This window comes from Mesorhizobium sp. L-8-3 (genome assembly GCF_016756615.1).
GTDB lineage: Bacteria > Pseudomonadota > Alphaproteobacteria > Rhizobiales > Rhizobiaceae.
In genome coordinates this window covers 6285226-6308724 of sequence record NZ_AP023262.1, presented here as the reverse complement: position 1 = coordinate 6308724, position 23499 = coordinate 6285226, and the positions used below count along the sequence as shown (strand labels likewise).

Annotated in this window: 20 protein-coding genes, 1 tRNA gene and 1 pseudogene; 8 read left to right on the top strand and 14 right to left on the bottom strand. The window is 62.6% G+C overall.

The window, feature by feature from the left end:
* Nucleotides 1-77 precede the first annotated feature (77 nt).
* Nucleotides 78-1706, top strand: a complete 1629-nt coding sequence (locus JN302_RS29270) for a fatty-acid--CoA ligase (protein ID WP_202330044.1) — start codon at nt 78-80, stop codon at nt 1704-1706.
* A gap of 169 nt (nt 1707-1875) precedes the next feature.
* Entirely contained in the window at nt 1876-2691 is an 816-nt protein-coding gene (locus tag JN302_RS29265; RefSeq protein WP_202330043.1) for a DUF1499 domain-containing protein, read from the top strand.
* A 211-nt stretch (nt 2692-2902) separates the two neighbouring features.
* Here the strand turns inward: JN302_RS29265 and JN302_RS29260 are convergent, their stop codons facing one another.
* The gene (locus JN302_RS29260) at nt 2903-3808 is read right to left on the bottom strand and encodes an MBL fold metallo-hydrolase (protein WP_202330042.1); all 906 of its coding nucleotides are present in this window, start codon (nt 3806-3808) and stop codon (nt 2903-2905) included.
* 118 nt (nt 3809-3926) lie between these two features.
* Between JN302_RS29260 and JN302_RS29255 the strand changes: the two genes are divergently transcribed.
* From JN302_RS29255 to JN302_RS29240, 4 genes are all read left to right on the top strand, one after another.
* On the top strand, nt 3927-4511 hold the full coding sequence (locus JN302_RS29255) for a biotin transporter BioY (RefSeq protein ID WP_202330041.1): 585 nt from the start codon (nt 3927-3929) through the stop codon (nt 4509-4511).
* Nucleotides 4512-4744: 233 nt separating this feature from the next.
* A complete protein-coding gene (locus JN302_RS29250) occupies nt 4745-5881 on the top strand; it encodes a DegT/DnrJ/EryC1/StrS family aminotransferase (RefSeq protein WP_202307727.1) in 1137 nt (378 codons plus the stop codon).
* A 270-nt stretch (nt 5882-6151) separates the two neighbouring features.
* Nucleotides 6152-8017 carry a polysaccharide biosynthesis protein gene (locus JN302_RS29245; protein WP_202307726.1) on the top strand — a complete coding sequence of 622 codons (1866 nt, stop codon included), beginning with the start codon at nt 6152-6154 and terminating at the stop codon, nt 8015-8017.
* Nucleotides 8018-8135: 118 nt separating this feature from the next.
* Nucleotides 8136-8210, top strand: a tRNA-Gln gene (locus JN302_RS29240).
* A gap of 128 nt (nt 8211-8338) precedes the next feature.
* Here JN302_RS29240 and JN302_RS29235 read toward each other — a convergent pair.
* Genes JN302_RS29235 through JN302_RS29225 form a run of 3 tightly spaced genes read right to left on the bottom strand, consistent with a single transcriptional unit; the run spans nt 8339 to nt 10464 of the window.
* Nucleotides 8339-9184: a hypothetical protein gene (locus JN302_RS29235; RefSeq protein ID WP_202330040.1), complete on the bottom strand. Its 846-nt coding sequence runs from the start codon at nt 9182-9184 to the stop codon at nt 8339-8341.
* 25 nt (nt 9185-9209) lie between these two features.
* Nucleotides 9210-9761 carry a hypothetical protein gene (locus JN302_RS29230; RefSeq protein WP_202330039.1) on the bottom strand — a complete coding sequence of 184 codons (552 nt, stop codon included), beginning with the start codon at nt 9759-9761 and terminating at the stop codon, nt 9210-9212.
* A gap of 16 nt (nt 9762-9777) precedes the next feature.
* Nucleotides 9778-10464 carry a hypothetical protein gene (locus tag JN302_RS29225; RefSeq protein WP_202330038.1) on the bottom strand — a complete coding sequence of 229 codons (687 nt, stop codon included), beginning with the start codon at nt 10462-10464 and terminating at the stop codon, nt 9778-9780.
* A 535-nt stretch (nt 10465-10999) separates the two neighbouring features.
* Here JN302_RS29225 and JN302_RS29220 point away from each other — a divergent pair.
* A complete protein-coding gene (locus JN302_RS29220; protein ID WP_202328731.1) occupies nt 11000-11968 on the top strand; it encodes an IS5 family transposase in 969 nt (322 codons plus the stop codon).
* A 209-nt stretch (nt 11969-12177) separates the two neighbouring features.
* On the opposite strand, the gene JN302_RS29215 is transcribed toward JN302_RS29220, so the two are convergent.
* The 8 genes and pseudogenes from JN302_RS29215 to JN302_RS29180 all read right to left on the bottom strand — a co-directional run bounded on the left by JN302_RS29215 (nt 12178) and on the right by JN302_RS29180 (nt 19869).
* The gene (locus JN302_RS29215) at nt 12178-12549 is read right to left on the bottom strand and encodes a hypothetical protein (RefSeq protein ID WP_202330037.1); all 372 of its coding nucleotides are present in this window, start codon (nt 12547-12549) and stop codon (nt 12178-12180) included.
* A 78-nt stretch (nt 12550-12627) separates the two neighbouring features.
* Nucleotides 12628-12867, bottom strand: coding sequence for a hypothetical protein (locus JN302_RS29210; RefSeq protein WP_202330036.1), 240 nt, complete (start codon nt 12865-12867; stop codon nt 12628-12630).
* The gene (locus JN302_RS29205; protein WP_202330035.1) at nt 12867-13052 is read right to left on the bottom strand and encodes a hypothetical protein; all 186 of its coding nucleotides are present in this window, start codon (nt 13050-13052) and stop codon (nt 12867-12869) included. Before JN302_RS29205 ends, JN302_RS29210 begins: the two co-directional genes overlap by 1 nt.
* Nucleotides 13053-13682: 630 nt before the next feature.
* Entirely contained in the window at nt 13683-14633 is a 951-nt protein-coding gene (locus JN302_RS29200) for an ABC transporter permease (RefSeq protein WP_202307723.1), read from the bottom strand.
* Nucleotides 14630-15570: pseudogene (locus tag JN302_RS29195) on the bottom strand (ABC transporter permease). The gene JN302_RS29200 and the pseudogene JN302_RS29195 overlap by 4 nt, the downstream one beginning before the upstream one ends.
* Nucleotides 15567-17033: a sugar ABC transporter ATP-binding protein gene (locus JN302_RS29190; protein WP_202330034.1), complete on the bottom strand. Its 1467-nt coding sequence runs from the start codon at nt 17031-17033 to the stop codon at nt 15567-15569. Before JN302_RS29190 ends, JN302_RS29195 begins: the two are co-directional and overlap by 4 nt.
* 204 nt (nt 17034-17237) lie before the next feature.
* Entirely contained in the window at nt 17238-18251 is a 1014-nt protein-coding gene (locus tag JN302_RS29185) for an ABC transporter substrate-binding protein (protein ID WP_202330033.1), read from the bottom strand.
* A gap of 85 nt (nt 18252-18336) precedes the next feature.
* On the bottom strand, nt 18337-19869 hold the full coding sequence (locus JN302_RS29180) for a UxaA family hydrolase (RefSeq protein ID WP_202307716.1): 1533 nt from the start codon (nt 19867-19869) through the stop codon (nt 18337-18339).
* A 135-nt stretch (nt 19870-20004) separates the two neighbouring features.
* On the opposite strand from JN302_RS29180, the gene JN302_RS29175 reads away from it, so the two are divergent.
* Nucleotides 20005-20769: a GntR family transcriptional regulator gene (locus JN302_RS29175; protein ID WP_202330032.1), complete on the top strand. Its 765-nt coding sequence runs from the start codon at nt 20005-20007 to the stop codon at nt 20767-20769.
* Here the strand turns inward: JN302_RS29175 and JN302_RS29170 are convergent.
* Nucleotides 20709-22295 carry an ABC transporter substrate-binding protein gene (locus JN302_RS29170; protein WP_202330031.1) on the bottom strand — a complete coding sequence of 529 codons (1587 nt, stop codon included), beginning with the start codon at nt 22293-22295 and terminating at the stop codon, nt 20709-20711. The two genes, JN302_RS29175 and JN302_RS29170, sit on opposite strands and share 61 nt — an antisense overlap.
* 352 nt (nt 22296-22647) lie before the next feature.
* Nucleotides 22648-23460, bottom strand: a complete 813-nt coding sequence (locus tag JN302_RS29165; protein ID WP_202307710.1) for a helix-turn-helix domain-containing protein — start codon at nt 23458-23460, stop codon at nt 22648-22650.
* Nucleotides 23461-23499 lie beyond the last annotated feature (39 nt).

Genomic DNA, 23499 nt, shown 5'->3' with positions numbered 1-23499 from the left:
GGGAAGCCGCGTCATTCCTCTGGACAAAGCGCGCGTGTCGCTCTCAATTATCCGCGAGGTAATTTCGGGAGGATTCAATGCTCGGCTTGATGCAGGAATGGCCGCTGCTGTGCCACAAATTGATCGACCATGCGGCTTTGCAGCATGGCGATCGCGAGATCATATCGCGCTCCATCGAAGGCCCGATCGTCAGGACGAATTACGGCGAATTGCGCAGCCGGTCGCTGAAAGTCGCCCAGCGACTCGAGCGCGATGGCTTCGGGCTCGGCGATCGCATCGCTACGCTGGCCTGGAACACCGCGCGCCATCTCGAGGCCTGGTATGGCATCATGGGCATCGGCGCGGTCTATCATACGCTCAATCCGCGCCTTTTTCCGGAACAGATCCTATGGATCATGAACCATGCGGAGGACAGGGCCGTTTTCGTCGACCTGACCTTCCTGCCGCTGATCGAGAAGGTCGCCGCCGGGGTGAAGTCGCTCAAGCAGGTCATCGTGCTCACCGACAAGGCGCATATGCCGGCGACTTCGCTGCCGAACGCCGTCGCCTACGAGGAGTGGCTGGGCGAGGCCGACGGCGATTTCGCCTGGAAGAGCTTCGACGAGAACACCGCCGCAGGCATGTGCTACACATCGGGAACTACCGGCGATCCCAAGGGAGTGCTCTACAGCCACCGTTCCAACGTGCTGCACGCGATGATCGCCTGCATGCCCGATGCGATGGGCATTTCCTCGCGCGACGTGGTGCTGCCTGTCGTTCCGATGTTCCACGCCAATGCCTGGGGACTAGGCCAGAGCGCGCTGATGATCGGCGCCAAGCTCGTCATGCCCGGCGGCAAGATGGACGGGGCATCGATCAACGAGCTTCTCGATAGCGAGAAGGTGACTTTTACCGCCGCCGTGCCGACGGTCTGGCTCATGCTGCTGCAGCATCTGGAGGAGACGGGTAAGAAGCTGCCTCATCTCAAGAAGGTGGTGATCGGCGGTTCAGCCTGTCCGCGCGCCATGACCCAGAAGTTCCAGGACAACTACGGCGTCGAGGTGATCCATGCATGGGGCATGACCGAGATGAGCCCGCTGGGCACGCTCGGCACGATGAAGCCGGTTCATGACGGATTGGAGGGTAATGCCCGGCTGGACGTCCAGCAGAAGCAAGGGCATGCGCCGTTCGGCGTCGAGATGAAGGTGACGGACGATAACAATGTCGACCGGCCGTGGGACGGCAAGACCTTCGGACGATTGAAGGTGCGGGGTCCGGCAGTGGCCAGGGCCTATTACGGCGGGGCCGGCAAGGAGCAATTCGACGAAGAGGGTTGGTTCGACACGGGCGACGTCGCCCATATCGATGCCAGCGGCTACATGCAGATCACCGACCGGGCCAAGGACGTCATCAAGTCGGGCGGGGAGTGGATTTCGACGATCGATATCGAGAACCTCGCCGTCGGCCATCCCGATGTCGCCGAGGCTGCCGTGATCGGTGTCGCCCACCCCAAATGGGACGAGCGGCCGCTGCTGGTGGTGGTGCGCAAGGCTGGCAAGGAGCCGTCGAAGGACGACATCCTCGGCTACATGAACGGCAAGATCGCCAAATGGTGGATGCCTGACGATGTCGCCTTCGTCGCCGAGATTCCCCACACGGCCACCGGAAAGATCCAGAAGACTACGCTGCGCGAGCAGTTCCAGGACTATCGCTTGCCGACTGCCTGATACGGTCGCACAACCGTCCTTTCTGAAACTGCAGCGTCTTCGCCGTGCCCGCTTGAGCGGGCACGGCCGCTGTATCCCTTCGGACCGGCGCATCGTATTCCACCGAAATCGATTCCGATTCTCGGACCGATGCGTTAGAACGCGCCCGATGGTCTTGATGCGAAGTGGCATGGCGGTTCTGGTTGAGCGGCGCGCGTCGTCAGCCGCGGCTTGGTCGCGGCGACTCGCGTGGTTCGATGCGGTGCTTTTCGTCGTCGCTGGACTGGCGCATCGCTACAGCCTGCTCGAGACCGTCGCGTTGTTGTGGATCCTCGGGATCGTCGGCGCCCTGGCGGTCGCAGCCCTCATGCTGGCGGCAACGGGTTTCTCCCGTGTCTGGGCGCTCGGTGAGCGGGGTGCCTCGAATGCTGTGTTGGGCGGCCTGATTGCCCTCGCCGTGCTGACGCCGTTCCTCGTGTCGGGTTACCGCGTATTCGTCTATCCGCAGCTCAATGACATCTCGACCGATCTTTCCGACCCGCCGCTGCTTGCGGCCGCGGCCGGGCTGCAAACCGATACGATGATTCCGGTCCCGACGATCGGCGCGGACGCCGCGGCGATCCAGCAGGAAAACTACCCGGAGATCACCGGTCGGCGCTACGAACTGCCGATCGACCGCGTCGAGCCGATCGTCGAGGGCCTTGCCGCCGCGCATGGCTGGACGGAAATCGGCAGATACTCGTCGAATGGGCCTGGCGAGTTCGATCCCGGCGCCGTCACGATCGTGTTCGTCGCCCGTACGACGATCCTGGGTTTTGCGTCCGACGTCGCGATCCGCCTCGCGGACGAGGGCGGGTCCACCTATGTCGACATGCGATCGGCATCCCGGTTCGGCCGGCACGACCTCGGCGACAATAGCAGGCGGATCGCCGGGTTTCTCGACGAGACGGACAAGGAAGTCGAGCTCCAGGCAGGCGTAGCCGCGCCGGAGACCCCGGAGAACTGACGCCAGCGGTCGATGAGATCGACGCTGCGGCACGCCACCGCGCAACGCCACTGGTGCGAAAGCCAAGCGGCCCGGAGGGGTCGCGCCAGCGATTGGGGGCGGGTGGATGCGTCAGCATCACACCGACCGGATGTGTCAACATCCGGCGCCTTGCTATGAGAGCCGGCGAGACCTACGGGAATCGATCGAAGTTGTTTCGGCCTTGGCGCGACTATCTCAGCCGGTACTCCGCGTCGATGGCGACGGCTGCCGGCGTGGCGACGACATCGCGCGCGACGAGATCCTCGAGCTGGGCGAGCACGGACAGACCCGCAGCTCCGTGCAGCCGCGGGTCGGTGTCCCGGTAAATGGCGCTGACCATTTCGGAGATGGTGCGGTCACCCGCTGCCAGCCGCTCGACGATCGCCCTTTCCCGCATCTTCCGGTGCGCCTTCAGGCCGCGCATGAAAGCCTGCGGCGCGGTGACCGGCCCGCCGTGGCCGGGCAGGAACGATCGATCGTCGCGTTCCAGGAGCTTGTCGAGCGACGCCATATAATCCGCCATGGCGCCGTCGGGCGGAGCCACGATCGAAGTGGACCAGGCCATCACGTGATCCGCGGAGAACAGGAGGCCCGTGCCCTCGAGCGCGAAGACTGCATGGTTGGCCGCGTGGCCGGGCGTGTGGATGGCCCGCAACGTCCAGCCGTCGCCTTCCACCAATGCCTGATCGGCCAGCGCAACGTCGGGGCGGAAGCTCGTATCGGCGCTGGCATCGAGCGGATTGAGCTCGCCGATTCGCAGCGGCCGGGCGGGGCGATGCGGTCCTTCCGCATAGACCGTCGCGCCCGTGCGCTCCTTGAGGCGCATGGTCAAGGGGGAGTGATCGCGATGCGTATGGCTGACGAAGATATGGCTGATCGGCCGACCGGCAGCCGCCCTCAATATGGCGGCAAGATGCGCCTCGTCCTCCGGACCCGGATCGATGACGGCCAGGGCGTGCTCGCCCACGATATAGGTGTTGGTGCCGTGGAAGGTGAATGGGCTCGGATTCTCGACCGTCAGCCGAAGCACATTGGGTGCTATCTGGACGGCGTGGCCATAAGCGGGGTCGAAGGTCATGTCGAATTCCAGAGCCACGGCCGTGCTCCTCCGTTGTGCGGTATTGCGCAGCAAAATCGTTTGCCGCTTAGCACGGAAGCCAATATACCGAAACCCGATCGCCGGAGGTTCCGGCCCGCACAGGAAGGGTTTATTCATGGCCGTCGCTGCAGTCTCACGTCCGCTCATCTCCCTTGCGTTCCCGCAGGACGGGGTAAGCCGCCTTCTAACGCAAGCGGTGGCGGTGATCGCGGGCACGGCCTTGCTCGCGCTCTCGGCGAAGGTGACCGTTCCCTTCTGGCCGGTTCCCATGACGCTGCAGGTCCTCGCCGTGTTCCTGATCGGCGCCGCCTATGGGCGTGATCTCGCCTTCGTGACGCTGCTCACCTATCTCGCCCAGGGTGCGGTCGGCTTGCCTGTCTTCGCGACCGGTGCCGGTCTCGCCTATATGGCGGGGCCGACGGGTGGCTACCTGGTCGGTTTCGTCGTCGCGGCCACGATCGCGGGCTGGGCCGCCGACCGGGGGCTGGACCGTCATCCCGTGAAGCTCTTCGCCGCGATGCTCGTCGGCGAGGTGGCTATTCTCGGACTAGGCGCGGCCTGGCTTGCTTATCTGTTCGGCGCGGAGAAGGCGATCGCCTTCGGCGTCGGGCCGTTCATCGTGACGGACCTCGTCAAGGTCGCACTCGCCGCGGCGATCGTGCCGGCCGCCTGGAACCTCGTCGAGCGCTTCCGCGGCTGAGGCGGCAAAGCGAGGACGATTGGAATACAGGCGCCGCTCCCGGCGCCTGATTTCATTTGGGACGCCGCCGCGCCAGGCGTTCTTTTCCGGACGCAACAAATCGTCATTGCGATCGCAGCAAAAGCCCGACAGGCCGCTGGCAAAAAGCCTGACCGCGGTCTAGGGAACCTCCCGGCCCATGGCAGCCGCCACATCGGTTCCGTGGCCCGATCGAAATCGGGAACCATATTGGCATGAAGACTCCGATCCCTTTCATCGACCTTGCCGCCCAGCAGGCTCGCATTCGCGATCGTGTGGAGGCCGCGATGCGGCGGACGCTCGACCATGGCGCCTACATTCTCGGGCCGGAGGTAGGTGAATTCGAAACCCGGCTGGCCTCTTTCTGTGGCGCGCGCCACGCCATCGGCTGCTCGAACGGCACCGACGCGCTCGCCCTGGTTCTGATGGCCAGGAACGTCGGCCAGGGACAGGCGGTGTTCTGTCCCTCCTTCACCTTCGCCGCCACGGCGGAAGTCGTCGCCTGGCTCGGCGCAACTCCTTACTTCGTCGACATCGAGCCGGACAGCTACAATATGGATCCGGAAAGCCTGAAGGCGGCGATCCGCGAGGCGAAAGACGCTGGGCTGAAACCGGCCGGCATCATCGCTGTCGATCTCTTCGGCCTTCCTGCCGACTATGACCGGCTCGAGCCGGTCGCCGCGGAGAACGACCTCTGGCTGCTTTGCGACGCCGCACAGAGTTTCGGCGCCACCTACAAGGGGCGCAAGGTCGGCACGATCGGCATGGCGACGACCACCAGCTTCTTTCCGGCCAAGCCGCTCGGCGCCTATGGCGACGGCGGCGCGATGTTCACGAATGACGACGATATGGCGCAGCTCTTGCGGTCGCTGCTCTTCCACGGCAAAGGCGAAGACCGTTACGACAATGTCCGCATCGGCATGAACGGCCGGCTCGACAGCCTGCAGGCCGGCATTCTGATCGAGAAGCTGGCTATCTTCCCCGATGAGATCGAAGCCCGCAACCGGATCGCGGCCGCCTACGACGAAGGATTCGGCAACGTCCTGGTCACGCCTTCCGTGCCCGCTGGCTCGGTTTCGGTCTGGGCGCAATACACGCTTCGCGCGCCGGGTCGCGATCGCGACGCGATCGTGGCCGCGTTGAAGGACAAGGGCGTGCCGACTGCAATCTATTATCCGAAGCCCCTGCATATGCAGACGGCCTACAAGGGCTTCCCGTCGGTCGGCGGCAGTCTGCCTGTCAGCGAGAGCGTTGCGAAGGAAGTCTTCAGTCTGCCGATGCACGCCTATCTCGATGCCGAGACGCAGGGTTTCATCATCGATTCCGTGCGCGCGGTGCTCAAGGCGGCTTGAGGCGGAAACAGGCATCACCCGGAGCATCGGACCGGTTTCGAGGTAATTCGACTGAGCCGCAGTACCGATTCCACCGCTCCGGGCGTGTGTCGATTGTTGGGGCCGGCCACCGATCGCGCGCATTGATTTGCCCCGGCATTCGCGCGATAAGGACCGCGCGTCGCTCCGTGGCACCGCGGACGAGGGGAAACATGCACGATCGCGAACATTCCTGGCCGGGCAACACGGCGACCGTTCCAGCCACCCGCCACATGTGACGATAGGGCGACCGTGCTGAACGCATCCTCCACCTGGCTCATCTCGATGCCGCGGGCACGAAAGCGTGTGCTGCTCGGCATCTTCGATTTTTTCGTCCTGTTTCTGGCGCTCTGGCTCAGCTACTCGATCCGGCTGAGCGAGTTCTTCCAGCCAAGCGCGAAGCAGGTCGGACTGATCGCCGCCGCCCCGGCCATCGCGCTTCCGATCCTCTATCAGTTCGGCTTCTATCGTGTCGTGGTTCGTTACGTCACCGAAGCCACGCTTTGGACGATCATGAAGGCGTTGGCGCTTTCGATTCCGCTATGGCTCGCAGTGGTCTATATGACCGAGCTCCGCGGCATCCAAGGCGCGCCGCGTACTGTGCCGATCATCTATTTCATCGTCGGTACGGCGCTGTTGTCCGGCAGCCGGTTTCTCGCTAAGCGCCTGCTCGGCGCGGCAGTCGAAGACGTCGTCAATCAGAAGCGGATACTGATCTACGGCGTCGGTCCCGTGGGGCATCAGCTTTCGGCCGCCCTCAGACATGATCCGCGCAACCTTCTCCTGGGGTTTCTGGACGACGATGCGCCGCTTCACGGCGCCGAGGTCGGCGGGTTGCGCGTCTATGATCCCGCCAGGATCATCAAGCTGATCGCGACGCTCGACGTGCAGGAAATCATCGTCTGCTCCGACAAGGTCGCGAGCGCGTCGAAAGCGGCGATGTTCCGAACGCTTGCCAAGACGCCGGTCCGCCTCAGCTTCCTGCCGTCCGTGGCGAGCGGCTTCGGCGGGGATCTGGTGTCGAGGGTCAGGGACATCGGCATCGACGATCTTCTCGGCAGGCCCATGGTCCCGCCGGATCCGGCGATTCTAGAGGCCCCGATCAACGGCAAGACGGTGTTGGTCACAGGTGCCGGCGGCTCGATCGGGTCGGAACTCTGCAAGCAGATCGTCACGCTGCGGCCCAAGGCGCTGATCCTGTTCGACGTCGATGAATTCGCCTTGTACGAGATCGAACGTGCGCTGCGGGAGCAGCCGGGTTGCAAGCCCCTGCCCGTGCTGGGTTCGGTCACCGACGAAGCGGCGGTACGCCGGCTTTTCGAAAGCCATGCAATCGACACGGTGTTCCACGCAGCCGCCTACAAGCATGTGCCGATGGTCGAGATCAATCCGATCAGCGGTATCGCCAACAATGTCCTCGGCACCTGGGTGGTGGCGCGGGCCGCCCACGAAGCCCAGGTCGAGTATTTCGTACTCATCTCGACCGACAAGGCCGTGCGGCCCACCAATGTCATGGGCGCCACCAAGCGCTGGGCCGAGATCATCGTGCGCAGCTTCGCGTCTCATGACCAGACGGGCAATGGCAGGGGCCGCTTCTGCTCCGTACGTTTCGGAAACGTCATCGGTTCGCAGGGTTCGGTCGTGCCGCTGTTCAAGGAACAGATCGAGAAGGGCGGGCCGCTGACCCTGACCGACGAGAAGATGACCCGCTACTTCATGGCCACCAGCGAGGCGGCGGAGCTCATCATCCAGGCGGCGAGCCTATCGAAACAGGGCGAGATCTTCCTGCTCGACATGGGCGAGCCGGTACGCATCCGTGACCTGGCCGAGAACATGATCAGGCTGGCCGGGCTTTCCGTGAAGGACGACGACAATCCGGGCGGCGACATCGAGATCCGGGTTGTCGGCTCGCGACCGGGCGAGAAGCTTTTCGAGGAACTGTTCTACGATCCCGCAAATGTCGAGCGGACGGTCCATCCCAAGATAATGTACGGCAAGAAGCAGCCGCGCGAGAGCTGGCATCTGCGCGAGGAACTCGCCAGACTCGAAGCCGCCGTAAGGGATGGAGATCACAAGGCGGCCCGCGAGATCCTGTTCGCCTTCATAGAGACGACCTGACCGGCCTCCCGGTGAATCTTGGATTGCTGTGGCTCAATCCACCGCATTCTTTTGCAGGTCATTGTCTTGCCAGGATGCAGTGTGTATAGACGCCTGCGCCGGTCGGATGACCGGTCGTTGGGGCGTCGCCAAGTGGTAAGGCAGCGGTTTTTGGTACCGCCATTCCCAGGTTCGAATCCTGGCGCCCCAGCCATGCCTATTTTTCCATTAGTTTTCAAGCGCTTAGCAAACATTAGAAATCGCTAAGTGTTACAACCAAGTGGATGTTCCCCGTGGCACCCGGCCTGCGGAAATCGCCTTGGCTGGATTGAATATCGAGCCTCAGTTTGGCCAATGAGCACGGATTCGCGCGATCATGTCGCTATAGATCGACTTTGGTCCATGACACGTCAGAGTCATGCCGCCATCAAGCTTTGACTCGTAAAAGGCGACACCGATTAGCGCTCTGTCACGTATTTGCTGTTCATCCGGGTCGAGATACAGCCTCCACAATCCGCCGCCGCTTGTGCCTTGGTAGCTGTTTGGCTGCTTTTCAGGAGGCAGGAAGGTTTCAAACTCAAGCAAGTCAAATCCATCGGTTTTGCGCTCTCTCGCCACGCCGGAGGCAAAGAGCGCCTGTATTTCAAGCAACGTGGCGTCTTTCAGGGTATCCGGCAGCGTTTGGGTTCTTTCTGCGACTATCCCAATGAGTGCATCGTAATACGGCTGTGACTCGGGCCGTGAAGGAATAATTTCGGCTCGCTTTTCAAGATTGAAGAAGTTGCCGCCCTTTGCGCCTAGCCAACCAACTACATCACCATGAAGCTTGAGAAAGCCAAGGTCCGGCCCGGACTGTTTGTTGAAAGGTGCTATCCCAATCAACAACCTGTCGGTCAGTTCCATATCGATCTTTAGCTTTTGCGGCTGGTCTGGTCTGTTTGTTATCCTAACAATGCCGACTTTCCCATGCTTCGGTAGTTCATCCAGAACGTGCGCGGCGGTTAGCACGCCGTGAATGGAACCGACTTTGGCGAGTGTTCCGGTTCCGGCCGGGATTCCCTCTTCATAGCCCGCGTATGTGTCATCGCCGGCATGCTGCGTGATCTTAAGGAATCCGATAGTCATGTCGCGAGCGGCCAGCATGAACTCATCGGCGAGCCGCTTCTGATTTTCGTCTGCCGGGAACATAATCATCCGTTAAACCCATCGCAGTTCAATCCATCCGCGTGCATTTCCCTACCTCAAGGGAAGGCGTGTTTCCTCCCGCGTCCTCGCCGTCGATGAAACCAGCATGATAGGTTTGCTGATACCGACGAGTGGTGAGATTTAAGTCGTAGTAGTTGAGACCGCCATACGTCCGGCATCGAAACTCCCCGTCCGGTGACATGAGAATGTGGTTGTAGCCGACCAGATCAGCGGGCTGGTATCCTTCGCGCTCGCCCCAGCAAGCAACGGCATTGCCTTCAAGTGGCCGCACGTTCGCAAAGTAGGTCGTCCCCACCATAGCGAATCCAAATGCCTTCCACTCCTTGCGCTTGTCGAGAACTTTGATCTCAAACACAAATTGTCCATCGGACGGCACCTTGAAAGCCGCGCCGCGCCATTCTTTGGCGGTTTCATCCCACCGCACTCCGCCTGACGCTAACGGCGCACATAGGTAGTTCCCGGCATATGTTCCGGTGTCGTCAAGCTTTGGCCCATCATTTGGTTGCGCGATTGCCGCGCTCGCTTCCAATGCGATTGCTATCCCCAAAGCCCGCCACATCGCACCTTTCCTTCATTCAAGTTTGCTCAAGCCGCTTGTCCCACTGTTCCGGCCTTCGGTGCTCCCGATGCTTGAGGAAGTATCGATAATCTTCCAAACGCTCCTTTGTCTCCGCGTCGAGTAGGTTCGCGGATTTCAAGAACTGCTCCAGTTCGTCCGGCTTCGGCTCATATCCAATTCCTTTCCGCTTATCCGCTGAAAAGAACTCAATCCACTTCTGGCGATCTTCGCCCTGCAGTTTCCTATTGAGCGGCTTTGTCACATACTGTGAATAGTCGAAGTCTATATAAGGATACTCGACGGCAACAACGTCCAATATTTTCTCCTTTGCAACCCCTAGGTTCTTAAGCGCTGCAATAACTCTATTCCTCATTTCGTTCTGATTTTCCAGACTCGTTCCGCCCAAACGCCCTTGAGCCTGCATCGACCAAAGGATCGTCTTCGAAAGTTCCTCGGCGAGTAAATGCAACTGGGAGAGGGTGGCCCGTGCCTCTTGTAATACCTCCCTCATCTCGCCTTCCAAACCGGAGCCGGAAAGCTTGAATTTGACCACGTCATTGAATCGAGAAGCGACCAAGCAAAGAAGGGCGGCTAAAAGTGTGAAAAACTGGCCGTCTTTCCCATAAAGCACAAAGTATCCGAACAAACCTAAGAAGGCGACGCAAAGGACGTAGAATATGTTTCTCCATGCGGCATCGCTCATTTGCCCGACTCCCCCGTTTGACGAACCATCTTGCAACGATGACGCGAAATAGAAAAGCCCGCCGGTGTGAGCGGCGGGCCTCTGGTCGATTGGCCAGGATCGGGCGGCTAGGCGAAGTATTCCAGCGCGAGCAACGTCAGCCGCTTGTCACCGGGCATCATCGCAACCGCACCCATGATGGGCGCACCAAAGAAAGAGGGAGCTGCTAAGGCTCCCTCTTCGTTTAAACGGCCTCCGAGGGCACTATTCTGGCCATCGCAGATTGGGCGTGTCGGACGGAGCGCAGACGAAGGAATAGCCCTCTGGAAGCTTCACGCGGTAATCAGATGCGGCAGCGGCAACCTCCAGACAACGGGGCTCTTCGAAGAAAGCCGCGATGGCGTCGCACCGGCGAAGCGCGACCGCGTCGGGCGGCATATGATGAGGGCAATTGTGAGCGATGCGTGGTCCATTCAGCGTGTCTCCCATTAATTGAGCGCTTTTCAAAAGTCCCAACTCTATGATTCAATAGAGAAAAGTTAGGATTGATTCGGCTATGTCTCGTCGTAACTTGGCGCAACCTTCACTCGCCGATGCATTGGTGCGTGACGTGAGCAGGGGTAACAAGTTTCTGGAAGAAGTGCAGAAGTTGATCGATTGGTCGGCTTTCGAGGTGCTGTTCCGGGAAATCCATAACGATGCTCTGGGGGCGCCCGGCTACCCGCCGATAGCAATGTTCAAGATTGCGCTCTTGCAGCAATGGTACGGCCTGTCCGATCCGGCGGCGGAAGAAGCGGTGGCCGACCGGCTGTCGTTCCGCCGCTTCTGTGGGTTTCCGCTCGATCAAAAGACACCGGACCACATGTCGATCTGGCGCTTCCGCCAGAGGCTGGTCGAACTGGCGCTTCAAGATAAGCTGCTTGCCGAATTGAACCGGCAGTTGGAAGGGCGCGGTCTTCTGGTAAGGCGCGGCACGCTGGTTGACGCCACCATCATCTCGGCGGCGGTGGCCAGGCCCGACTACGAGAAGGGCCAGGTGTCGGCGCGCGATCCGGATGCAGGCTTCACGCACAAGCACGGCAAGACCTATTTCGGCTACAAGGCCCATCTCGCCGGCGACGCGGAGAGCGGGCTGATACGCCAGGCGGAGATGAGCTCGGCCGATCTGCATGACAGCCAGATGGGCGCTGTGCTCATTCAAGGTGACGAAGAGGCCTATTACGCCGACAAGGCCTATGACAGTCAGGCGCTGCGCGACGAACTGGCGGATCGAGGCATCAAGGACCGGATTGCCTACAAGGCCAAGCGGGGCAAGCAGCAGCCGAATTGGCAGAAGTGGATGAACAAGGTCGCCGCCAGCGTGCGGGCCGGCATCGAGCGGACCAACGCGACGATGAAGAACTGGTACGGCATGGCCCGGGTTCGCTATCTCGGCCTGGCGCGCAACCACTGCCATCTGCAGCTTGTCGCCTGCGCGATAAATGCCAAACGGGCGCTCGTTCTCGTCAAGGCCGGCACGGCCTGAGGGGAAGGCTGCGTCCAAAATCAGGAAATCGAGGGCAAAATCGGGAGCAAGTGAGCAGAAACTGAGCCGATAGGCTGGAGAAAGTTGCGCGGATCGGCGGCGACGGGCCGCTGATGCCCGCCACATACGGGCGAAGAACGTCTAAGGGCGGGACGCCCCAACTTTAGAAAAGCACTCCCATTTTCAGAGTGTAACTGGATTACAAAGCGTCAATTCTTGCCGGCAAGGCCAAGGTATAGAAGACGAATTCCGAGCGCTGCAAAAAGTAGTGCAAACGTCACCATTACCAATGCAACACGCGTTTTTGCGTGCGTCCAAATCAATTGGTTAGCCTGCCCCTTCAATTCGCACTCTAGGTCGCGAGCGCTCATTGCGTGACGTTGCGGCTCTTGAACACTATATCGGGCAAGCTCTTCGGCCGTGGGGATCAGAATGTATTTCGGCCGCTTCCTCGAATCACGCCAACGTCGGAAACTGGCTGTTGTGCGTTCGAGATTCTCAGAGATAAGTTTGAGGACGGTAAGAATTGCAATGAGTAGCGCTAAAAATCCTGCCAACGCAGTGGCGTTTAGCTCGTTCATTTTGTCCAACCCCATCCCAAGGTCTACAAACTAGCCGGGCGGCTATGAAAGAGAAAGGGCGCGGTGTGATCCGCGCCCTTATGTTTGCTCGATTACGGGGCCGGCTGACGCGTAGACCCGCCGCAACGGTGCCCGGACGTGGGGCTTCATGAGCACCCCGGAACCGTTGGACATAATGGCGAGCACATAAGGACGGCCGTCCGCGAGCACGCCGTATCGGACTTCCTGAAGGCCGTCACCTTCCAGCACCCCGGCCAAGTCTGGCTTGGCGTCAAGGAAGGCTTTCACTTGTGCGCTGTCGAGTGTAGCGGCGTCCATCACGCGGCCTCCTTTGCCGTAGCTTCCGCGCTGCTTTCGATACAGGCCGGCCATATGCCGCCGATCTCGCCCAGGGCCTCTTGAATCTTATCCATGTCCGGGCCGCCGGTGATCGGCGACGGCTCAAGCTTCATGATGGCTTCGACAAGCCGGTGATAGGTCGCGTCGGCGATATAGTGATCCATGTCCACAAGCTCCCTTTGTCTGGTTGACATGGGAATGTGTGAATCTGTTCGCGAGATTTGTCTAGCTGAAAATTCGAATTTATCGAAACAAAACAAATAGATAATTCAGTATTTACTTATCTTGTCGAAATGAAAAAAGCCGCCAGATAGGGGTTACTCCTGATCGGGCGGCAAGGTTGCACTAAGAACATTGACGATATAGCGCTTTCGTAGCCGGGTGCTCGCTTCAGCCAAAAAAAGCGCCCGGTGGATGCCAGCCGGGCGCTTCAGGAGAGTATCGAACGGAATTTCGATACCAACAGTATAGCAGAATCCGCAGGTGTTTGCATAAAATAGCGGAAGATTCGTCAAGGAATCAGGCGGTTACGCCTAACGCTCGCCTTCGGCTCGCCTGCGCGGTTGCTTCGCTCCCTTGCCCGCGCTTCGCGCGGACTGCTTTGAGGCAGGTAACAGTGAAAGCGAACAAGCAGCCTACTAAAATCCCGGTCGTGTCTCACCGAGTGGTGTAGCTCGGCGGTAGCGACGCCGCTCGGGAGCGCGCCCTCAACGGGCGGGGCGGGACGGTGGCTCTCGCCGTCCGGAGTGGCACCAACGACGTCATCTTCACCCCGCTCGGCTGTTCTCCCTGTCTCAGCGCAAGGCCCGCTTGCCGCCGGCCAGTGTGATGACGCCGATGATGATCAGTCCGGTCAGCACCAGGCGTATGCCGGCGCCGAAGCCGAAGGTGTTGAGCATGGTGACCAGCAGGAAGAGCAGCATCGCCGCGCCCCACAGGCCGGGGAGATTGGCCGAGCCGCCGGCGACGGAGGTGCCGCCGATGACCACGACCGCAATCGAAGCCAGCAGATATTCCTGCCCCATATTGAGCGCCGCACCTCCGGAGAAGCCCGAAAGCAGATAGCCGTTGAGGCCGGCGAAGGCGCCGCACAGCACATAGGTCGCGAAACGGGTCCAATCGACCGGCAGTCCGGCAAGCCTCGCGGCGCGCGCATTCTGCCCGATGGCGGTAACGGTCCGGCCGTAGATCGTACGATGAAGCACGACGCTCATGGCGCCAGTGACGAGGATCATGACGACGGCGAGCACCGGAACGCCCCAGAGGACCAGGGTCGTGAACTCGGCGAGCATGGGCGGCGGCTTGATCCGGATTCCGCGGCTGTAGGAGATGGCGGCCGAAAGCACCACGAAGCTCGACGAGAGCGTCGCGATGATCGGCGGAATGCGGAGCAGGCGGATCAGCGCGTGGTTGAGCATGCCGACGCCGGCGCCGCAGCCGACGGCGATGGCCAGACCAGGCAGGATCATCGAATCCTGCGTATCCATGATCTTCATGGCGACTGCGCCCGCGAGCGTTATCGTTGCCGGAATGGACAGGTCGACATTGCCCGGTCCAAGAGTGATCACATACATCTGGCCGATGGCGACCACGACCGAGAAGGTCGCGAAGGAGAGGGCGGCGGTAAGCACCTCGCCGCCGCCGCGGCCTTCGGTGAATGCGATCGTGGCGAGCCAGACGGCCAAGGCTCCGATATAGGCCCAGAGCCAGGGTCTGTCCGCAAGCCGACGGAGCCGTCCGGTCATGCTGCGCGCGCCTCCGTCCGGTTGATGAGGACCCGCAGCGCCAGCACGACGATCAGGATGATGCCCTGGGCGCCGATCTGCCAGTCCGGGTCGAGGCGCAGGAAGGACAGGAAGGAGCCTGCCAGGGTCAGCGTCATGGCGCCGATCACGGCGCCGACAGGCGAGACGCGGCCGCCGGTGAATTCACCGCCGCCCAGGATAACGCCGGCGATCGACAGCAGCGTGTAGCGCAAGGCTATGTTGGCGTCGCCTGATGTCGTCAGCCCGACCAGCGTCAACCCGGCGAACATGCCGAACAGGCCGGCGAGCGCGAACATGACGACCTTGGCGCGAAGCAGCGACCAGCCGGCGCGTTCGACGGATCGCGGATTGCCGCCGGCTCCGCGCAGCACCGCGCCGTAGGCGGAGCGCAACAGGCCGACATGGACGACAAGGGCGAGCAGGATCGATGCCCAGATCGCGAGGGGCAAAAGCGGCGTCTTGAAGGTCATGGCGGCACGCAGCCAGTCCGGCGCCTTCCCGCCGGGGTCGGCAGCACCAGTATGGCGAGGCCGAGCCAGACGAAGGACATGCCGAGCGTCACCACGATCGACGGCAGGTTCCTGACATGGATCAGCGCGCCGACGGCGGCGTAGGCCAGCACGCCCCCGGCGAGCGTTGCAACGCCCAGTGCGGGATCGTCGCGCAGCCAGGTCGCGCCGACGCAGGCTACGAAGCCGACATAGGCGCCGATCGACAGATCAAGCTCGTTGATCGTGATCACGAACATCTGCGCGATGGTCGCGAAGGCGATCGGCAGCGCGAGGTTCAGCAGCAGGTTGAGCCCGACATAACTCATCGCCCGCGGTTGCATATAGAAGACCGCGGCGAGCAGCACCGCCAGCGACAGGGCGGGCAGGGCGACACGGATATGGCGCGCCAGCAACGACTGCGTCATGCGGCGGCCTCGAAGGATGATTGCAGGACCTTCTCTTCCGTCAGTTGGCTGCGTGGCAGATCGACCACGATCCGGCCGTCGCGGAACACGTAGACGTGGTCGCAGTGTTTCAGTTCGTCCATCTCCGTGGTGTACCAGAGGAAGGTCCGCCCCTTGTCCGCCTCGGCGCGCAGCATGGCGTAGACGTCCTGCTTGGTGCCGATGTCGACGCCGCGCATCGGGTCGTCCATCAGGATGATCTCGGCCGCCGAGCCGAGTGCGCGCGCGAACAGAACCTTCTGCTGGTTGCCGCCCGACAGCGAAAGCAGCGGGTTGGCGACGTCGTCGGTACGGATCCCCATGCGTTTGCGCCAGGCCTCGGCCATCGCCTTTTCCTGCGCGGGCTCGATGAGGAAATGGCGCGTCATGCCGGCGAGCGAGGCGATTGTCATGTTCTCGGCAATCGACCAGAGCGGGAAGACACCGTCCGTCTGTCGATCCCCCGCAACGATCGCAGCCGGGGCTGAGACGGAGACGCCGGCCACGCGTCGCCCGGCACCCTCGAAGATACGGAGCAACATTTCGGTCTGGCCATGGCCGCCGAGGCCGGCGAGTCCGACGATCTCGCCCCGATGGGCTATCAGCCCGCGTCCGCCGTCCTGTCCGACAGGAATTGCCGCGACAAGCGGCGTGCCGCCAAGCCGCTTCGAGGCGGCAGCGCCCGAACTGGTCTCGCGCACCACGCTGCCCATGCTTTCGACCAGCGTCGCGCGGCTGAAGGTGAAAGCTTCGCGCTCCGCCACCACCTTGCCGTCGCGCATGACCACGATGCGGTCGGCGGTGGACAGGATCTCGCCGAGAAGATGGGAGATCAGCACGACCGCACCGCCTTCGGCCACGAATGCCCTGACATGGGCCAGGAGTTGTCCCGCAAGCACCGCGTCCAGGGAGGAGGTCGGCTCGTCGAGGATGACGAGCTTGACCGGCCGGTCGGAGACCGAAAAGGCGCGGGCGATCTCCACCATCTGACGCCGGGCGATCGAGAGGTCGCCAACCGTGGCGTCGGCCGCGATACCGTGGCCGGGGAAGATCGCGTCGAGCCTGTCGAGAATGAGCCGGGCGGCCCGGCGCCGCCAGCCGAGCCCTCTCAACGAGGGATGCATGATGCGCGCATTCTCGGCCACCGACAGGTTCGGACAGAGAGACAGCTCCTGGAAGACACAACGGATGCCGTGCGCGTTCGCGCCGGCGACGCCGTAGCTCCCGGTGAGGTCGAGCCCGTCGACCAGGATCCGCCCGCTATCGGTCGCGAGCGTTCCGGCCAGAATGTGCATCAGCGTCGATTTGCCCGCGCCGTTGTGGCCGACCAGGCCGAGGCAGCGCCCCGCGGCGATCTGCAGATCCACGCTGGCCAGCGCCCGGACGGCGCCGAAACTCTTGGCCACGCGATCGAGATGGACGAGGGAGGCCGAAGGCTGCGACATGAGGCTACAGCATTTCCGAATTCGGAGTGACGAGGTGGAGCTCCCTCGCGCGCCCGATTCGCGGCCGGCTTCCCCCGGACGACGGGGAGAGGCGGGCCGCCCGCGGGTCTTGCCTCCGGCAAGCCCGAGGACAGGCTCCGTGGTCAGGCGAGGTGGCCTCCAGGGTCGGCAGCATCAATGGCAGCGCCCTCTGCCTATATCCGTCTATTTGGCGCCGGCGATCACCTTCTGCGCATCCTCGAGCGAGTACTCGGTGTTGGCGACGCCGCCCTTTTCGGTCGTTTCGAGATTCGTCTCCAGTGTGTCCTGGTCGATGCGCAGGAAGGGAACCGTCAGGTCTTTCGGCACTTCGTTGCCGTCGAGAATCTGTTGGGCGACCCAGAAGGCGAGGGTGGAAACCCCAGGTGCGATCGACACCGACATGGTCTCGTAGCCGCCGGCGTCCTTCTGCTCTTTCCACCACGCCAACTCGTCCTGACGATTGCCCATGATGATCAGCGGGGTCGGACGGTTGGCCGCCTTGAAGGCCTGCGCGGCGCCGTAGCCGTCGCCACCCTGCGTCACCACCGCATGGATCTCCGGCAGCGACGGCAAGATGCCGGCGACAGCCTTCTGCGCGACATCCTGCGCCCAGTCGCCATGCACGGAACCAACGATCTTGAACTGCGGGTTTTCCTTCACGCCCTCATGGATGCCCGAGGAAATGGCGTCATCGACGAAGACTCCGGCCAGGCCGCGGATCTCCAGCAGATTGCCGCCCTGCGGCATCTTCTGCGCGAGATAGAGCACCTCGTCCTTGCCCATCTGCTTGAAGTCGACGGCGATGCGCCAGGCGCAGGGCTCGGTGACGATGCCGTCGAAGGAGACGACGACGATGCCCGCGTCGCACGCTTCCTTCACCGCGCCGTTCAACGCGTCAGGGGACGCTGCGTTGAGCACGATCGCGTCATAGCCCTGCAGGATCATGTTCTGGATCTGGGCGGCTTGCTCCGTCACCTGGTTTTCGGCCGTGGTGAAGGGATCGGCGGCGGCCACCACCTTGTCGGTGACAGCCTGCCCGGTCACTTTCTCCCAGCTCTTCAGCATGGCCTGCCGCCAGGAGTTGCCGGCATAGTTGTTGGAGAGCGCGATCTTCTTGTCCGAGGTGTCGGCCTGGGCAACACCGGCGGCGATTGCCACGCCGGCCGCCAGGATAGCGGTCGTGAGAATTCTCTTCATGATATTCCTCCCTTTTGCTTCCCCTTGGTCTTCGACTTCTCCGTCCGGTCGCCCGACCGGGCTGCTTCCTCCCCGGTGCAGGCGGCTACATGACGGCGCCGATCTGCCAGGGGACGAATTCGTTGTCGCCGTAACCCAGTTCCTCCGACTTCGTGCGCTTGCCGGACGCGACGGCGAGAATCTCCTCGAAGATCTCCTGACCCTTCTCTTCCACCGGAACGCCGGCCAATATGTCCCCGCAATTGATGTCCATGTCCTCGATCATGCGCTGATACATCGGCGTGTTGGTCGCGAGCTTGATCGAAGGCACCGGCTTGCAGCCATAGGCGGAGCCGCGGCCGGTGGTGAAACAGAGCATGTTGGCTCCGCCGGCCACCTGGCCGGTCGCCGAGACCGGGTCGTAGCCAGGCGTGTCCATGAATACGAAACCCCTCTCGGTAACCGGCTCGGCATATTCGTAGACGGCATTGAGCGTCGTCGAGCCGCCCTTGGCTGCGGCGCCCAGGGATTTCTCGAGGATGGTGGTCAACCCGCCCGCCTTGTTGCCGGGAGAGGGATTGTTGTTCATCTCGCCCGCGTTGCGGCTTGTGTAGTCTTCCCACCAGCGGATGCGCTCGACCAGCTTCTCGCCGACCGCCTGGTTCCTGGCGCGTCGGGTCAGAAGATGCTCCGCACCGTAGATCTCGGGTGTTTCGGAGAGGATCGCCGTGCCGCCGTTGCGAACCAATATGTCGGCCGCCACGCCGAGTGCCGGGTTGGCCGTAATGCCGGAATAGCCGTCCGATCCGCCGCATTGCAGCGCAAGCATGATCTCCGATGCGGGAATGGTCTCGCGCCTTGCCCGGTCGGCGATCGGCAGCATCTCCTTGATCCGTTCCAGGCCCTGCTCGATGGTCTTCCTGGTTCCCCCCGTGTCCTGGATGGTCATGGTGCGGAACGTGTCGCTCTCCTCGATGCCGTAGAGCTGCTTCATGCGGCCGATCTGGAACACTTCGCAGCCGAGGCCGACGAGCAGGACGGCACCGAGATTCGGATTGGCCGAATAGCCCCATTGGGTGCGCTTCAGCACCTCGAAACCCTCGCCGGACCCGGCCATGCCGCATCCGGTGCCGTGGGTAAAGGAAACCACCCCGTCGACATTGCCGAACTGTTCGAGGATGCCCGACCGGGTCGCGGCTTCTGCCATGAAGCGCGCGACAGATGCCGAGCAGTTCACGCTGGTCAATATGCCGACATAGTTGCGCGTGCCGGCCTTGCCGTTCGCCCGGCGATAGCCCTGAAAGGTCGCCTGTTCCTCGACGGGCAGGATGTTCTCGGCCCGCGCCGCCGCCGCGATCTGATAGTCGCGCTCGAAATCATGCATGAAGACGTTGTGCTCGTGCACCCAGTCGCCCGGGGCGATCGGCTTGCTGGCGAAACCGATGATCTGGCCGAATTTGATCACGGCTTCGCCCTCGGCGATCGGTCTCGCCGCGATCTTGTGGCCGAAGGGGATGCGCTGGCTGGTCTCCGCGCCGGGACCGATGACGGTGCCGGGCTCGATACGGTCGGCCGCCACCACGACATTGTCTTCGCCGCTCAGCCGCAATGTCCGTGAGGCGGCCTTGTCAGAGTTCATCGATGGTTCCTGTTCGCTGGCTGGCCTCGCCGGGCGAGGTGGCTGGATTGACGGATCACGCCATCGAGCATACTAACATGTTAGCATGAATCGCAAGAGCGAAACAGGGTCACCGGCTGGGATGCGCGAGCCGTCATGACGATGCTTTCAAGGCCCGGACGATTGGGTATCCGGCCGCAGGGCGGGGCCACCGAGCGCATCGTCGACGCGTTGCGCGAGGCGATCGTGGCGCTTGAGATCCGGCCCGGCGCCACGCTGGACAAGAACGAACTCGCGGCGCGTTTCGGCGTGTCTCGCTTTCCGATCTCGGAGGCGCTCAACCGGCTGAAGGCCGAAGGACTTGTCGAGATCAGGCCGCAGAGCAGCTCGACGGTGTCGCTGATCCGTCTCGCCGATGCCAGGGAGAACATGTTCCTGCGCCGCGCCCTGGAAGGCGAGACCATGGCGCTGCTCGCCGCGCGGCGCGATCCGGAATTGCTTGTCGAAGTGGAGCGGAACCTTCGTTATCAGAAGGCGGCGATGGAGGCGGGTGACCGTCCCGGCTTCCACCGGCTCGACCTGGAGTTCCACGACCTGCTGGTCAGCGCCGCCGGCTTTTCCCGGGTTCGCGCGACGGTGGAGAAGGCGCGGCTGGCACTGGACCGGGCGCGTCGGCTGCTCGGATCACCGCGCCGGCACGCGCTCACCTTCGCCGAGCACACGGCGATCGTCGATGCCCTTCGCAGGGGCGACGTCGAAGGTGCGCGCGCGGCGACGGGCGCGCATATCGATTCCGTCATGGAGGAACTCGAGGTGTTCTCGCGCGAACACCCCGAGGTCTTTGCCGACGGGGCGCGCGTTCAGGCGGCGAGCCAGCACATGGACAGCGCAAGGCCGCCCATCAATTCGCCCGATGGGTAAGGCACATAGCCTTCGACCTTCTCGGAGACGGCATCGATCCAGTCGTTGTACATCGGAATGATGGCGCCGCCGTCGTCGCGGACCATCAGGGCGATGTCGCGGTACATCGCCTTACGCTTGTCCTCGTCCAGTTCGGCCCGGGCCGCCACGACCAGCTTGTCGAAGTCCTCGCGCTTGAAGCGGGTTTCGTTCCAGTCGGCCGAGGACAGATAGGCCGTCGAATATTGCTGGTCCTGCGTCGGCCGGCCGACCCAGTAGGAGGCCGAGAAGGGCTTCTTGTTCCAGACCTCGGCCCAATAGCCGTCGCCCGGTGCGCGCTGCACGTCGAGCGTGATGCCCGCCTTGGCGCAACTCTGCTGGAAGAGCTGGGCCGCGTCGACCGCGCCGGGGAAGGCGACATCGGACGTGATGAAGGTGATCGGTCCGCTGTGGCCCGACTTCTTGTAATGGAACGCGGCCTTCTCCGGGTCGAACTCGCGCTGCTCTATGCCTTCGGGGAAGAGCGGATAGGAGGCGTTGACGGGGATGTCGTTCCCGACCGTGCCGTAGCCGCGCAGCACCTTGTCGACCATCTCCTTGCGGTCGACGGCAAGTTTCAGCGCCAGCCGCAGGTCGTTGTTGTCGAAGGGCGGCGTCGTGCACTGCATGGCGAAGACATAGTGGGCAGCGCCCGCAACGTTCTGGATCTTCACGCCGGGAACGCGCTTGATCAGGTCGACGATCTTCGGCTCCACCCGGTTCATCATGTGGATCTGGCCGCCCTGCAGGGCGGCGGTCCGGGCAGTGGCATCGTTGATGACCAGGATCTCGATCTGGTCGGCATGGCCGCGCGCCGTGTCCCAGTAACCCTCGTGGCGGGCGCCGATCTCGCGCACGCCGGGCTCATGCGCGGCTATCTTGTAGGGCCCGGTTCCGATGCCGGCGTCGGGACCATCCTTGCCGCCGTTCGGTTGGATAATGAGGTGATAGTCCGACATCAGGAAGGGCAGGTCGGCATTGGCTTCCTTGAGCGAGACGACGAAGTCGCCACCCTCGACCTTCATCGAATCGATCCCCCTCAGAATGCCGAGCGCGCCGGACTTGCTGCCTTCGCCGGCATGACGCTCGATCGTGGCCAGCACGTCGCCGGCGTCGAGTTCCTTGCCGTTGTGGAAGGTGACGCCCTTGCGGATCCTGAAGGTCCACACCTTGGCGTCGTCGGACGCCCCGACCTCTTCGGCCAGCCGGTTGACGAGCTTGCCCTTGTCGTCGATGTCGGTGAGCTTCTCGCCCCAGCAACGGGCGAAGGCGCCCGTCACCTGATTGTTGATCTTCGCGGGGTCGAGACCGTCGGTCGATTCCCCGCCGACCAGCCCGGCCTTCAGCGTGCCGCCTTTCTGCGGTCCGGCGGCGCGCGCCGCGCCGCCGAGCAGCGAACCGGCGAAGGCCGTGCTCGCCCCCAAGGCGGCCGCGCGGCCGAGAAACGCGCGCCGGCTGATCTTGCCGACGGCGACACGGCGAGCCAGATATTCGAGCTCACTGGACATCAAATCTACTCCTCGCTCTTGCTTCGGCTGGTCAAGCAGCCTCTTCCATCCCGAACGCATTAGGCAGGGCCCATCCGACGCCCGGATGTCAGCCTGCGACATCAGGCGGCGTAAATATGCATGCGACGAGCGGTGTGGGAACAGCGCGGTTGATCGCCCGCACCGCATGGCAATTGTCGGGAGAATGCAGTCCAGTCGCGCGACCGCGCCATGGCGACCGATCCGTTTGATGAACACAAAGACCGCGCGCGACGGTTGCGATGTCGTTGAACCGCAGGGGTATTTCAGCGCAGCCGACGGCCGCATCGATGCCGATCACAACTCGCCTTGGGCGCGAAGGTCGGGCGAAGGATTATTCCCGTTCGTCTGAAAATGCGTCGAACACATGAGGTCCCGAGCGGGCGTTGTCGATCATCGGCAGGACGTGCTTGGGGATTTCGGGACTGTCGCTGTCGAACAGTCCGCATTTGCGCAGGGCTGCGAACAGGGGCATCCGCGGCATTGTCCGTTCCAGATAGGATCGTACGCAGCAGGGCACATGGTCGCGATTGGCCGAAACGCCGACCTTTACGCCATGCAGTCGCGTCCAGCGATGTGAATAGTCGGGATAAAGGACGGTCTGCGTGATTTCGATGCCGGCGCCGTATTCGTAGTCGTTCAGAAAGATCCTGTCCCCGGTCATCAATGCAACGCCCTGATAGCGGTAATGCCGGTCGCAGGGCCGGTCAAAGGCCCCCATGCGCTCCAGTCGCCGATAGAAGATATGATCTCCGTCCAGGGTAAACGCCACCAGCGCCCGGACGATCTGCCCGCGCGAGGACATCGAGTAGTAGTACTCGAAGAATGTCCCCACGAGGTTGAAAATCCGCGGGTCGTTCCGAGCGAGGATCCGGTCGAAGTGCTGGCGCAGCGTCCGGGCGAGCGTGTCGGAGGCGAGACCGCGCAGCTTGACGATCTGGGCGAAGTCATCCTCGGGCATGACGATCTCATGCGGCTCGACCCCGAAGTAATCACAAATCCGCCGCATGAGCGCGCCGCGCGGGAACGAACTTCCTGCGAGATAGCGGTTGAGCTGGCTCCGATTGATCTTGAGGTCCTGAGCCACGCGCGAAATCGACGGTCGGTAGCCGCAGAGCAGGCGCAGATTATTGCCGAAGGATTCCATGGTGCACTTTGGCTCTATTTATGCGCCTAAAGGCGCCAT